The organism is Olivibacter domesticus, assembly GCF_900109575.1.
Taxonomy (GTDB): domain Bacteria; phylum Bacteroidota; class Bacteroidia; order Sphingobacteriales; family Sphingobacteriaceae; genus Olivibacter; species Olivibacter domesticus.
Window position 1 is genome coordinate 262,463 of the sequence record NZ_FOAF01000007.1, and the last position, 14,213, is coordinate 276,675.

The 14,213-nt window shown below is 39.5% G+C and carries 9 protein-coding genes and 1 tRNA gene; 8 read left to right on the plus strand and 2 right to left on the minus strand.

The window, feature by feature from the left end; all coding sequences use genetic code 11:
• Positions 1-32 precede the first annotated feature (32 nt).
• From BMY50_RS21375 to BMY50_RS21395, 4 genes are all read left to right on the plus strand, one after another.
• Positions 33-2,495, plus strand: coding sequence for a DUF5686 and carboxypeptidase regulatory-like domain-containing protein (locus tag BMY50_RS21375; RefSeq protein WP_162276647.1), 2,463 nt, complete (start codon positions 33-35; stop codon positions 2,493-2,495).
• Between the two features lie 397 nt (positions 2,496-2,892).
• Positions 2,893-4,440 (plus strand): exodeoxyribonuclease VII large subunit, encoded by a 1,548-nt coding sequence (gene xseA, locus BMY50_RS21385; RefSeq protein ID WP_093328836.1) that lies wholly within the window; start codon positions 2,893-2,895, stop codon positions 4,438-4,440.
• Positions 4,433-4,651, plus strand: coding sequence for an exodeoxyribonuclease VII small subunit (gene xseB, locus BMY50_RS21390; protein ID WP_093328838.1), 219 nt, complete (start codon positions 4,433-4,435; stop codon positions 4,649-4,651). Before xseA ends, xseB begins: the two co-directional genes overlap by 8 nt.
• Before the next feature lie 35 nt (positions 4,652-4,686).
• Positions 4,687-5,571 (plus strand): TraB/GumN family protein, encoded by an 885-nt coding sequence (locus tag BMY50_RS21395; protein ID WP_093328841.1) that lies wholly within the window; start codon positions 4,687-4,689, stop codon positions 5,569-5,571.
• A gap of 44 nt (positions 5,572-5,615) precedes the next feature.
• Here BMY50_RS21395 and BMY50_RS21400 read toward each other — a convergent pair whose 3' ends face one another.
• Entirely contained in the window at positions 5,616-7,760 is a 2,145-nt protein-coding gene (locus BMY50_RS21400) for a prolyl oligopeptidase family serine peptidase (protein WP_093328844.1), read from the minus strand.
• Positions 7,761-8,016: 256 nt separating this feature from the next.
• On the opposite strand from BMY50_RS21400, the gene BMY50_RS21405 reads away from it, so the two are divergent.
• Both BMY50_RS21405 and BMY50_RS21410 read left to right on the plus strand, forming a co-directional pair.
• Positions 8,017-10,692, plus strand: a complete 2,676-nt coding sequence (locus tag BMY50_RS21405) for a glycoside hydrolase family 2 protein (protein WP_093328847.1) — start codon at positions 8,017-8,019, stop codon at positions 10,690-10,692.
• 25 nt (positions 10,693-10,717) lie between these two features.
• Complete coding sequence (locus tag BMY50_RS21410) at positions 10,718-11,467, plus strand: UDP-2,3-diacylglucosamine diphosphatase (protein ID WP_093328851.1); 750 nt, start codon at positions 10,718-10,720, stop codon at positions 11,465-11,467.
• A 91-nt stretch (positions 11,468-11,558) separates the two neighbouring features.
• On the opposite strand, the gene BMY50_RS21415 is transcribed toward BMY50_RS21410, so the two are convergent.
• Positions 11,559-12,842, minus strand: coding sequence for an MFS transporter (locus tag BMY50_RS21415; RefSeq protein WP_093328854.1), 1,284 nt, complete (start codon positions 12,840-12,842; stop codon positions 11,559-11,561).
• A gap of 133 nt (positions 12,843-12,975) precedes the next feature.
• Here BMY50_RS21415 and prfA point away from each other — a divergent pair, with 133 nt between their 5' ends.
• Positions 12,976-14,046: a peptide chain release factor 1 gene (gene prfA, locus BMY50_RS21420; RefSeq protein ID WP_093328856.1), complete on the plus strand. Its 1,071-nt coding sequence runs from the start codon at positions 12,976-12,978 to the stop codon at positions 14,044-14,046.
• 72 nt (positions 14,047-14,118) lie between these two features.
• Positions 14,119-14,192, plus strand: a tRNA-Asp gene (locus tag BMY50_RS21425).
• Positions 14,193-14,213 lie beyond the last annotated feature (21 nt).

Sequence of the window (14,213 nt, forward strand, 5' to 3'; positions counted from 1 at the left end):
AATGGCATAAATTGCAGGTAAATTACATGCTGATGAATAGAACCCTTACGCTCATCTTCCTCCTATTTTTAAGTATTCGTACGATTGCCCAACAAATACCGCTACAAGGAACAGTAACCGACATTGGTGGAGCAGCCATTCCTTTTGCAACGATTGTTAAGGATCGCTCATCGGTAGGGACCTCCGCAAACAAGGAAGGGCATTTTAAGCTCTCCCTTCCAGAAGGGAACCATCAACTAACCGTTTCGGCCGTCGGTTATCGGCCCAAAACACTTAGGGTAACCTTACCTCAACGCGATAGTCTCGCCATTCAGTTGGCGGATGAGGTTTATTCTTTGCAGGAGGTGGTGATTGGAAATCAAGAAGATCCAGCCTACGAAATTATTAGAAAAGCAATTAACAAAAGACGTTACTATCTTGAAAAGACGGGCCCTTATAGCGCCCGTGTATATATAAAAGGGTTACAACGGCTACTGAAAGCACCAAAAAAATTCTTTGGTGTCAACATTGACGAACTTGGTAAAGAAATGGGCTTGGATTCTGGAAGAAGGGGTATTGTTTATTTGTCGGAATCCGAATCAAAAATTACCGTAAATCCTCCAAAAGATTTTAAAGAAGAAATGATCAGCTCGAAGATATCGGGTAATAATAGAGCTTTTAGCTTCAATAGAGCCTCCGAATTACAACTCAACTTCTACGAGAATTACCAGGACATTATTGAAGGCCTAAGCAGTCGGCCTTTTGTGTCTCCTATTGCAGATAATGCGATGTCCTATTATAAATACCAATATCTAGGGACATCCGACGAGAATGGTACCACAATTATTAAGATCAGGGTAATCCCTAAAAGAAAAGCCGAACCCCTTTACAAAGGAAATATTTATATTGTTGATGGAGAATGGCGCATTCAAAGTGTCAATTTTTTAGTGGACAAGGAATCGAGTATCAATTTTGTCGATTCTTTAAACATTAAACAACTTTACATGCCTATAAGCGATAAAACATGGATGCCCTCCACAGTACAATTAGATTTTAATGCTGGGCTATTAGGTTTTCAAGTTGCCGGATATTTCACAGCAACGTACCAGGATTATTCCTTTATTGAACTCCCGAACGAAAAAATTTTTAAGGAAGTTTTATCCATCGAAAAAGATGTTAATAAAAAGGATAGTGCTTATTGGGCAGAAAACAGGCCAATTCCACTAACAGAAGAGGAACAAAGAGACTATGTTGCAAAAGACAGTCTACACCGCATCCATCAGTCGAAGGGCTACTTAGATTCTATTGACCGCAAGCATAACCGCTTCAAGCCTTTGTCCTTTCTGGTAAATGGATACAGTTATCGTAACCGACATAAAAAGGAATCCGTTCGTTTCGGAGGACCATTACGTTCGTTGCTCTTCAACAGTGTGGAAGGTTTGGTTATCAATTACGGCATAAATTATTCCCGTCAAATCGATAGTAACCTAAACCACTATCTTGACATTGCTGGACGCATGCGATATGGCTTTGCAAACCAGCGCCTAAATGGTTCCATTAAGGCCAGCATTCCTATGAAGGATCAAACCTTTATAATATCAGGTGGTAGAGATGTGCTTGACTTAAACAATAGGGGTTCGCTTCCGGTATTACTTAACAGTTTGTATACCCTATTTGCCGGTGAAAATTATCAAAAGCTATATGAAAAAACCTTTGCAGCCTTCTCCTGGAGTAATACTCTCCCGGGCAACATCAAAATAGGCATACAAGCGGAATGGGCAAATAGGCATTGGCTACCTAATGCTACAGATTTCACTTTCTGGGATCGTAACCAACACAAACTAACGGCTAATAACCCCCTACATCCCGATACAGATCTTCCCCTTTTTGCCGATAATAAAGCTGCAAAAGTAGGTATTGGCCTGAGTTATGACTTTTCAAATCGTTATGAAACTTATCCTGGTGGTAAGCGCTATCTTCCCTCCAAATATCCAGCTATCGGCATCCATTATACAAAAGGCCTAAAAAATATACTTGACTCAGATGTAGATTACGATCTTTTAACCGCGAACATTTACAAGAGTAATTTAAGCCTAGGTTTATATGGCAGTATCTCCTTTTCGGCTACAGCTGGTAAATTTTTTAATAATAACCAGGTATATTATCCCGACTTTAAACACTTTAACGGTAACCGAATATTATTCGTAGACCAGCAGTTAAGTTCCTTTTTAGCCTTGGATTATTATCGCTACAGTACACAATCCAGTTTTATAGAAGCACATACCGAGTATAATCTTGGCGGTATGCTTACCAGTAAAGTACCGCTCTTGCGAAAACTAAAACTCGAAGAACTTATAGGCCTTCACTATCTGCATAGTCCCGAGTTAAGTAATTATGGTGAATTGCATGTAGGCTTGCAATGGAAAATGATCCGCCTCATGTATGCCCATTCCAACAGTAGCGATGAACAACTTAACCGGATCAATACATTAAGAATTGCATTGAAGTTATTCTAGAGAATAAAAAATCGGCATTTGAACTCTTTGAGTTGATTAAAAATCTGATTCTACCTATGACGTGTACCTTTTTTCCGCAAAAAGGTACCCAAAAACTCCTGGCTGCAAACCTTCTTTCAAAGCTAGTACAGCGACTTAGCTTGTGCTATCCGAAGATTTGGAGGCCAGTTTTTAGCCCACGAACAGCTGTTCCTTCGAGCCCTACTGCAGGGAATATGGCCAAATTTTCATTTGAACTCTTTGAGCGATTAAAAATTTGATTTCTCGAGAGGACAAGCAAGTAATACTTTTTAGAGAACATCCCATTTGTGTAATACCCGTTTTAATATATATCATATACTCCCTGTGAAAATAAAAACCAGTTCGTGAATGTCGGGCATTTTATCTAAGTTTGAGTATGCCACAAACAATCACAGATAAAACAATCTTTTCATTGGCAGAAGTAGCGCGCAGCATTCAAAAAACAATTGCCGACCGCTACAAAAGCTTATATTGGATAAAGGCAGAGATGAACAAGTTGAATCACTATTCGCATTCCGGCCATTGTTATCCTGAGCTCTTAGAAAAAAAAGACGGAAAAGTAATTGCGGAAATCCGATCTACCTTATGGAAGGGTGATTATGAGCGCATTAACCAACGTTTTATGGAAGTCACCAAAGAGCCTCTTAAAAATGGCATCAATATCCTAATGCAGGCGTCCATCAATTACGACCCGGTTCATGGCTTAAGTTTACATATTTTGGACATCGATGCCTCCTACTCGTTAGGCGAGCTTGAACGAGAAAAACAAGCTAGCATTGTTATTCTAAAAGAACAAGGGATTTTCGATGCAAACAAACAACTCATATTTCCCGTGCTTCCTAAACGCCTAGCCATTATTTCGGTTGAAACCAGTAAGGGTCTGGCTGATTTTTTAAAAATCATCGATAACAATCCATATGGCTATCATTTTGAACACCGATTATTTCCAGCGCTCTTGCAAGGAGAAAAATCCGTTCCTTCCATCATCGATCAATTAAAGCAGGTCCGTTTGTCCCTCCACGATTTTGATGTCGTTGCTATTATCAGAGGGGGAGGCGGAGATGTTGGACTCAGCTCTTACAACAACGTTCTCTTAGCAACTGCCATTGCCACTTTTCCAATACCCGTGATCACAGGTATTGGACATGCTACCAATGAAACGGTTTCTGAAATGGTTGCTTATAAGAATGCCATTACTCCGAGCGCATTAGCGGATTACCTTTTACAGCATTTTCATGATTTCGCCCGCCCGGTAGCTTATGCGGAGCAAGTACTCCGTTCAAAAACAACGCAGCTTTTTGAAAAACAGCACCAATTGCTAAACAACACCATTAAATATTTTAGGATGGTAAGCATAAATGAACTGCAAGAAAATAGGCATCAATTAGCGAGTTTACGTAGCCGCACACTTCAGCAGAGTAAGCAGGTATTAATACAGGAGAAAAACTCTTTTAAACAGCTCAAGGATCTTTTATCGGCTCAGTCAAAACACATTTTAATGGAGGAAAAACAGAACATTACTTTCTTAGGGCAACGATTGAAGCGTGAAAATATCCATTTAAACAAGCACTCCAGACAAATACTTGTACAAGTGAAAGTACAATTAATACGTCAGGTGCACCACATAGCGAGCAAGGAGAGAGCACAATTAAATGAATTACAGAACAGTCTTGCGTTGCATGGTAACAAATCGATACAAGAAGCGACTAAGAAAATTGAAAGTCAAGAACGTCACTTATCCATATTGGACCCACAACATGTACTTAAAAGAGGGTACAGTATCACCCTTTTAGAAGGAAAGGCAATAAAAAACGCTAATATGCTGAAAGAGGGGGATAAAGTAAAAACTATTTTAGCTCTTGGGGAAATCGAAAGTGAGATTACTTTTGTAAAGGGAAATAACAAAACCGAAAAATATGAATAATCAGTTAAGCTATACAGCTGCATTTGAAGAGCTGCAACATATTGTAGAAGAAATTGAAGATGGCGAAATCAGTGTAGACGAATTATCGGATAAAGTAAAAAGGGCCGCTTTATTAATTAAAATCTGTAAAAGTAAATTAACAGAAACAGAGGCGGATGTTAATAAGATTCTAGCCGATCTTGACAATGAGAATTTGAAAGAAGATCAGTAAACATTTGGCTATCCTACTATCAATAAAGAAAATCTATGACGAAATTAATCCAACTCACCTTTTTCCTGTTGTTTTGCCTCCAGACCCCATTAAAAGCCCAAATACCGACCGAAAAAGCTATTCTTTGGGAAGTCAGTGGAAAAGACCTGCCCAAGTCGTCTTACTTATTCGGCACCTTTCACCTTCTGTGTCCCGACGATCTGCAAGTTAGCAGTACAATTAAGGAAAAATTTGATTCAAGCAAGCAATTATATCTTGAAATAGATTTTTCTGATCCGAACATTGGAATGAAAATGATGCAAATGATGCAGATGCGAAATGACAGTACTTTTCATGATCTGTATGACAGTTTAACTTATGCTCAAATAAATGATACGTTGGAAAAACATACCCATATGGGCTTAGATATGTTCAACAAGATAAAACCCTTTGGTTTATATTCCGTTGTGATGATGAGTGCCCTGGGCTGCCAACCTGCTAGCTGGGAACTTACTTTAGTAAAAATGGCAAAGGAAAAAGGATGGAAAATGAATGGTTTAGAGACATTAGAAAGCCAAGCAGCCATTTTTGACACAGTTCCATACCTACTGCAAGCCGAACAACTCAAGGAGATGGCTTTCAATATGGACAGCACTAAACAGGAGATTAATAAGCTAATAAAGCTCTATAAGGAGCAAGATATTAATACGATGCACGAAAAAATAACGTCAGACCCCTTGACGGAAAACTATCTGGATATCATGTTATACAACCGAAACGCAAATTGGATTTCTACTATAATTAAGCAGGCGCAAACCACCTCAACCTTTTTTGCTTTTGGTGCCGGGCACCTTGGCGGTGAAAAAGGAGTAATCAATCTTTTACGACGTAGGGGATACACAGTAAGACCTATTAACCCGCTGGACGACAAATCTAATTAAAAGATAAAGCGGGATTTGTAATTCCCGCTTTTCTTTTAATTACGTTATTTTTTATATTCTATCCCCATATGCTGAAACATAAATGCCCATTTATCTGCCTGTTCTTGAATAATCATCGCGGTAGGTTTTCCTGCCCCATGGCCAGCTTTCGTTTCAATTCTTATTAACACTGGGTTGTCTCCTCTATTATATTCTTGCAAACGTGCAGCATATTTAAAACTATGTGCAGGTACAACGCGATCATCGTGATCTGCCGTTGTTACCATTGTTGCCGGGTAACTAACATCTTTCTTAAGGGCATGATAAGGTGAATATTTATACAGGTATTCAAACATTTCTTTACTATCATCTGCCGTACCATAATCATATGCCCAACCTGCACCTGCTGTAAATTTATGGTATCGAAGCATGTCGAGCACACCTACCGCTGGAAAAGCAACTTTGAAAAGATCGGGCCGTTGGGTCATAGATGCGCCCACCAACAATCCACCATTAGATCCCCCTGAAATGGCCAATCTATCTTTTGATGTATAATTCTCTTTTATTAAATATTCAGCGGCGGCTATAAAATCATCAAATACATTTTGCTTCTGTAGCTTTGTGCCGGCAATATGCCATTTTTCTCCATATTCTCCGCCCCCACGAAGGTTTGCCACAGCATAAACTCCTCCTTGTTCCAAAAGGAGTATGTTCGATACACTAAATGAGGGTGTCATACTTATGTTAAATCCACCATAACCGTATAGTAAAGTAGGGTTACGGCCATCTAATACTAAACCCTTTTTATATGTAATGATCATTGGTACTTTTGTACCATCTTTCGATGTGTAAAAGACTTGTTTGGATTCGTAATCATCAGGATTAAATAGCACATTCGGTTTTTTATATACTTCAGACTTCCCTGTGCCAATATCGTACTTAAAAATGGTTGATGGATACAGATATGAGGTAAACGAATAATAAAGTTCCTTTTCGTTTTGCTTCGCACCAAAACCATTGGCGGTACCAACTCCAGGCAATTCGATTGTACGCTCCTCTTTTCCCTGACGATCAAATTGTTTTACCAGGGACGTAGCATCTTTTAAATAATTGGCAAAAAGTTTACCTCCTCCTGTTTCTATATTCAGAACGTTTTCAGTTTCGGGAATAAGATCTTTCCAATTAATCGGCTGTGGGTTATTCACATTCACCGTCACTACTTTATAGTTCGGCGCGTTCAAATTTGTATAGATAAAGAGCTTGTCCCCCTCATTCTCCACCACACTATGCTCTTTATCAAAGTTATTTATTACTTGAATGATTTTCGAATCGGGCTTACTTAGATCCTGCACATATAGTTCGTTGCCACTGGTTGTATTTGCTGCCGAAATTACCAAAAAGCGCTGATCTTCCGTCAAATAGGCTCCAATGTACCGTCTTGGCGTAGTTTCTCCTCCGAAGATAAGCTCGTCTGTGCTCTGTGGAGTACCCAATTTATGAAAATACAACTTATGGTACTGTGTTAGGCCCGAAAGTGCGCTTCCCTCTTTAGGTTTATCGTAACTGCTGTAATAAAAACCCTCATTTCCCTTCCAAGCCAGTCCGGAAAATTTAACATCTATTAAGGTATCGCCTACTACCGATTTATCTGCTGCTTTCCAGACAATCACTTTTCGCCAATCAGATCCCCCCTCCGAAATTTGATAAGCCAGTAAACTTCCGTCTTTGCTAAAATCAATACCTGCTAGTGACGTGGTTCCATCACTTGAAAATTTATTCGGATCAAGAAATACTTCGCTTTTGCCGTCTTCTTTCTCACGATAGATCACCGATTGATTTTGAAGTCCATCATTTTTTGAATAGTATGTATAATTTCCCTCCTTGGATGGCGCTGATATTTTTTCATAATTCCATAATTTCCCCAGTCGGCTTTCCATAGCAGTGCGAAAGGGAATTTGCGCCAGGTAATCCTGCGTCACTTTATTTTCAGCAGCCACCCAGGCCTTCGTATCAGCGGCCGTATCATTTTCTAACCAACGATAGAGATCGGAAACCTTTGTCCCGAAATAATTATCAATAACTGCTTCTTTTTTTGTTTGTGGATAAGGCTTAAGATTCATACTAGCTGCTGGTTCAATTGTTTGTTGTTTGTTACCGCAAGCCGTCAAGATCGTCCCAAGCAACAAAATATTCGTGTAATTCTTTAACATGTGGAATAATTATTTGAAAAAAGCTTCAATTTACAAACTTAGATAAATTGCTTTTATATACAATATAATTGGTTTGTATAAAAAAACATTTTGATCGATCTCTCTTCTGCCATAAAAAGGTGTTGTAGCAAGCCGATACGCGTCTTTATTTTGCTGAGAAATCACTAAGTTTGTAAGAAAAGACGATCTTCTTCTTTTTTGCATAATTTACACATGCTTTGTTAAGTATTTCTTTTTTAATCAACAACCTTAGAAAATGTCTTATCTAAATCCCTTCACTAAAACGATTTATTTCTTACTGTTTTACTTATTTCTCTTTTGTAATATCAATGCACAATCACGTTATGAGCTGAACAGTGGGTGGAAATGTATTAATTACAAAGAGGTAAAACAACAAGGAGAAAAGATTTCGCTTCCATCGTTTCAATTAAAAAATTGGAAAAATGCGGTAGTGCCCGGTACGGTGTTAACCACCATGCTTCAGAATAAGGAGATTCCTGATCCCTTTTATGGCATGAACAACGAAAAAATACCCGATATATATACGATAGGAAAGGATTATTATACCTATTGGTTTGTAAAAGATTTTGAAGAAAAACAACCTACTAGCGATCAACAGGTTTGGCTACATTTCCGCGGGATCAATTATAGCTGCGAGGTCTATTTAAATGGCCATAAGGTTAATACAGAACCTTTCAAAGGCATGTATCTTCGTAAAGCCTTTAACATTACGTCTTATCTGAGAGAGGATGGCAAAAATAGACTAGCTGTTATTGTATTTCCCCCAGATGAGGTAGGAAACCCAAATGGCGGACAAGGCGGAGATGGAACCATTGCCAAAAACGTAGGCTTACAATATACAGCGGGCTGGGATTGGATTAAACCTATACGCGACCGCAATACAGGCATCTGGGATAAGGTTTCAATTGAAAAAACAGGCAGCATATCGATACAAGATCCTCATATAATCACCCTAGTTCCAGGAAAAAGAAAACCTTCAGGTTCCCAAATGCCCGCTATTATCAAGACATCAGCCTCTTTAACGAACAGCTCTAATGAAGCAATTAGTGGTACATTGGAATATACACTCGAAAATCAAAAGATTTCTAAGCAAGTTACAATAGCTGCCTCCAGTACGATTGAAGTAGCACTTCCCGAATATGAATTAAAGCACCCTAAATTATGGTGGCCTGCTAACTATGGCGCCCAACATTTGTACACCATTAATCTTCAATTCATTCCTAGTGACAAAAAACAAATAGCCGATAGCGATTCCATCTCTTTTGGTGTCCGTGAAATTCAAACAACTTGGAACGCTATTACCCGTAGCAGAGAAATTGCTGTCAATGGTCAGGAAATCTTCATAAAAGGAGGAAACTGGATTATTTCAGATGCAATGTTACGTTTCTCCAAGGAAAGATATGACGCAGAAATACGTTTCCATCGCGATATGAACCTTAATCTCATACGGATTTGGGGAGGAGCCTTAGTTGAACGTCCTGAATTTTATGAGGCTTGTGACCGCTATGGTTTATTAGTATTTCAGGATTTTTGGATGTCGGGCGACTGTAATGGTCGTTGGGAAGATCCCAAAAAATTAGACGACCAATGGACAAGGCGACAGTATCCTGATGACCATCATCTTTTTTTGGAATCGGCCGCAGATATGATCAAAATGATTAGAAATCATGCGTCATTAGCAATGTGGTGTGGAGGAAATGAAATCACCCCACCTGATGACATATTAACCTCTTTGCGCGATTCTATACTTCCTAAGCTAGATGGTACCCGTTGGTTTGTAGATTATTCCAATTCAGATGCCATGTCTTATAACTTCTTAGGGGGAAATGGTGATGGCCCGTATGGCATTCAACCTACAGACAGCTTTTGGGCTTCTCGTACTTGGCCCTTTAATTCGGAAGTAGGTTCTGTTGGAGTAGGCGATATAGAATCACTCAAAAGGTTTCTTCCCATTGAAAATCAAACACCTCCACAGTACCTTGGTGTTTCTGAAAACGGTAGCACAAAAGAAAAAGTAGACAGCGTTTGGGACTACCACACATACATCAGTTATGGAGCCCATATTAACGCTTATGGTGCACCAAAAAATTTGGAAGATTTTGCCGAAAAAGCTCAGCTGGTTAATTACGATCAATATCGCGCACTCATGGAGGGGTTTAGTGCACACATGTGGGATTGGTATACTGGGACCATTATCTGGAAAACCCAAAATCCTTGGACGTCAATGCGCGGTCAAATGTACGATTACTATCTTGATCCAAATGCCGCACTTTATGGCCTTCGTTCGGGAAGCGAACCGCTCCATGCGATGTACAACCCTGTTGATGGTTTTATTATGATGGTTAATAATCATTTTGAAAGCAGAAATAACATGATGTTGGTAGTTAAGGCATATGATATGCAAGGAAAGGAATATCCGCTTACACAAGTTTTTACCTACATGGAACCATCATCTGTTAAAAGAATCATTTCTTTAAAAGAGCGCATAAGTGAATTGAGTGAAAAGGAGGGGCTATTCTTAAGTATTAAATTACTAGGAAGCGATAAAAATGTCCTCAGCGATAATTTTTATTGGTTGCCAAGCAAAAATGGAAATTATGATGGTTTAAATCACTTAAAGCGAGCCACTCTACAGGTAAAAACCGAAAAAATAAGCGATGGCACTGTTCAGGTAACATTGACCAATGACTCTACTAATACAGTGGCCTTTTTTAATCGGCTATCTATTGTAAATGCCAAAGATAAGCAGCGAATATTACCCACCTTCTATGACAATAATTACGTATCCGTCCTACCGGGAGAAAAGAGAACTATCAACATCAGTACCGCTGAAAAAAACATAAAGGGTTCGATAGAACTAGCATTAGAAGGCTGGAATGTAGATAAAGTATATATCCCTATAAAAAAATAAGCAGGCTTTTATTACCTTCGCATCGATGGTTAATAACAAAAAGATTTATTTTGCTTCAGATTTCCATTTAGGCGTACCAACCTACGAAAAAAGCAGGGAACGTGAAAATCGTTTAGTAAGATGGTTAGATTCCATTAAGCAAGACGCAAGCGAGTTGTATCTGATGGGCGACATTTTTGATTTTTGGTTTGAATATGCCACGGCTGTTCCAAAAGGTTTTGTCCGCTTCTTAGGAAAACTGGCAGAATTGTCTGATATGGGGGTTAAAATAACCTTTTTTAAGGGTAATCATGATATGTGGATGTTTGGTTATCTCGAAAAAGAACTGGGGGCAACCATCATTTCAAATGAATTGATTATAGAGCGCAACGGAAAGCGTTTTTATCTTCATCATGGAGACGGTTTGGGACCCGGGGATGCTAAATATAAATTTCTAAAAAAATTTTTCAGGAGCCAATTTTGCCAATGGCTGTTTGCGCGCCTACACCCTAATTTAGGAATTGGACTTGCCTTAAGGTGGTCAAAAAATAGCCGTATTGCCAATGGTAAAAAAGAATGGCGTAAAGAAGCAGAACAAGAATGGCTGATTGTATATTCGAAAGAGATGCTCAAGAATCAGCACTTCGATTATTTTATTTTTGGCCATCGCCACTTACCCCTCGACATTGACTTAGGTAATAATAGCCGGTATATCAATCTAGGCGAGTGGGTGAATTACAATACCTATGCCGTTTTTGAAGAAGAAAAAGTGATCTTAAAAACATTTGAAGCATAAACGGTATTGTAAAGACCTGGGCACAGCATTACTTGACGCGATTACCCATCCCATAATATTGTATTTATTCGGCTCTTAGCACCTTTAATTATTATTCTGTTTGCAAAACGGGTGATGGTTTAATTCTATTTCTCGATCGCAGATATAGCACCAAACAGGCAAAAACAATAGTCAATACAATCGGAATAATGAGCGTAATTCGAATGACTTCAGGTCCTGCCAAACTTTTAGCCTGATTGAGTGCCTGATTCATTGGCGTATTCTCTTCAGCACCCAAATAGGTAGCAAGATCTGCCCCAGCAGGAAGGTATTTTAACACCAGTCCATCATAAAAATTCCCCATGAAGATACTGTAAATAGACACAGCGAACATCCCTGCTCCGCCCATCAGATTTAACCCTAAAGCACCTGATTGAGGAATATTCTCGGCAACAAATCCGATCATTGTTGGCCAGAAATAACATACCCCTATACCGAAAACAATAGCAGCAAAAAATATAGCATTACCCGTTAAAGTACTTAGAAGATATAAGCCTACCGCGGAAATTATTGCAGATAAGAGCAAGACTCCCTGTGGCGACAATCGATGTACAATAGGCCCTGCAAAGCCTCTTCCTATCACCATCACACCGGTAGTGAGTGTTAATATGAGGATGGCATTGCTCGTTAAGTTTTTCAATAACACATCTATCCATTGCCCGGTAAACAACTCCGTCACTGCTGTACCAAACATACAGATCAGCATCACGATAAATAGGGGGGAGAGTACTGCTTTATACATGTCGGCTGTAGAAAATCCGGATGCGACACGCTCTGTAACCGGAAATTTTAATGTCGAAAATAGATAACCATATATCAAAGTAGGAATGATCATGATCGCCACTTGCCACTGCCAACTGATTTGTATATAGTTGAACAACAAAACGATTAGCGTACCTATAACAATCCCACCAGGGAACCACAAGTGAAAATGGTTCAGTTTAACCGTTTTATTATCGGTATACAACGAAGCAACCAGTGGATTGCACGCCGCTTCAACTGTTCCATTGGCAATCCCTATCAACAATGTAGAAATAAAAAGTGTCCAATAACCCGCAGCAAAGACTGTTAACACGATCCCTGCCAAATGCAATACAAAGGCTATAACGAGCAGGTTCTTCATACCGATAGCATCTACAACAAAACCACCTATAATAATAGCTAGAGGGAAGCCCCAAAATGCCGAAGCGGTAATAACACCGAGTTCAGCGGTGCTTAAATGAAAATCGATCACCAGTTGATTCATTATACCGGCTCTAATGCCAAATGAAAGAGATGTTACGAGCAGAGCTAAGCAGCTTGCCACAAAAAGCTTGTTGCGTTCAACGGTTTGCATGATAAGGGTTCTTAAGTTTATAATTACTCAAAAGTAAGTTTTTTGGTTGACTATCACAATTGCATATGAGAAGCATTTTATCTAAGTTTGTAAACTTTTTGCCTAGCTGGGCAAAAAAGCAAATTATACTAGTATGCTAGAGAAGTTAGAAGCTATAAAATTACGTTGGGAAGAAGTTGAGCGCGAATTGAGTAATCCGGATACGGTGAACGATATGAAGCGCTTTGCTAAGTTGAATAAAGAATATAAAGATCTAGGCAAAATTGTCGATGAATATCATATCTACAAAAATATCATCAGTAATATAGAGACCAATAAAGACATTTTAGCTAATGAGAAAGATCAGGAATTAAGAGATATGGCGAGAGAAGATCTCGATAGCTTATTGGTTCAAAAGGAAGAGAAGGAAGACAAAGTTAGGCTGATGATGGTTCCAAAAGATCCCGAAGATGCCAAGAATGCCATTTTTGAGATCAGAGGAGGAACGGGAGGCGATGAAGCGGCACTTTTTGCTGGGGATCTATACCGAATGTATACCCGCTATTTCGATCAAAAAGGCTATCGCGTTGAGGTGATGGATGTAACAGAGGGTACCGCTGGAGGGTATAAGGAAGTTATATTAAAGGTTAGCGGGGAGGATGTGTACGGTCAGTTAAAATATGAATCAGGCGTACATAGGGTACAGCGCGTTCCAGATACAGAAACGCAGGGCCGCGTACATACATCTGCCGCTTCTGTGGCAGTTTTACCCGAGGCAGAAGAAGTGGACGTAGAAATTAATCCTGCGGACGTAGAATTGCAAACTTCCAGATCAGGGGGCGCAGGTGGACAGAATGTAAACAAAGTGGAGACGAAAGTTCAATTAACACACAGACCTTCCGGTATTGTGGTTGTGTGTCAGGTAGAGCGCTCTCAGCTAGCTAACCGGGAGTTAGCCATGGAAATGCTACGCAGTAAACTTTATGAATTAGAGCTCCAGAAAAAACAAGGAGATATTGCTGCTAAGCGTAAAACGATGGTCTCAACGGGAGACAGATCGGCCAAAATACGCACCTATAATTATCCGCAAGGGCGCGTGACCGAGCATCGTATCGGGTTGACAATGTACAACCTTCCAGCCATTATGGACGGTGATATTCAAGACATTATAGACGGCCTTCAATTTGCCGAAAATGCTGAAAAAATGAAAGAAGGAGGGCTTTAATAATTTTTTTCACAAAAAGATTTTAAATTTAAAAAAACGCACTATATTTGCAGTCCTCAAAAGAGGGGAATAGGTCCGGTAGTTCAGCTGGTTAGAATACATGCCTGTCACGCATGGGGTCGCGGGTTCGAGTCCCGTCCGGACCGCTGAAAAAAGGTAAAAACCTT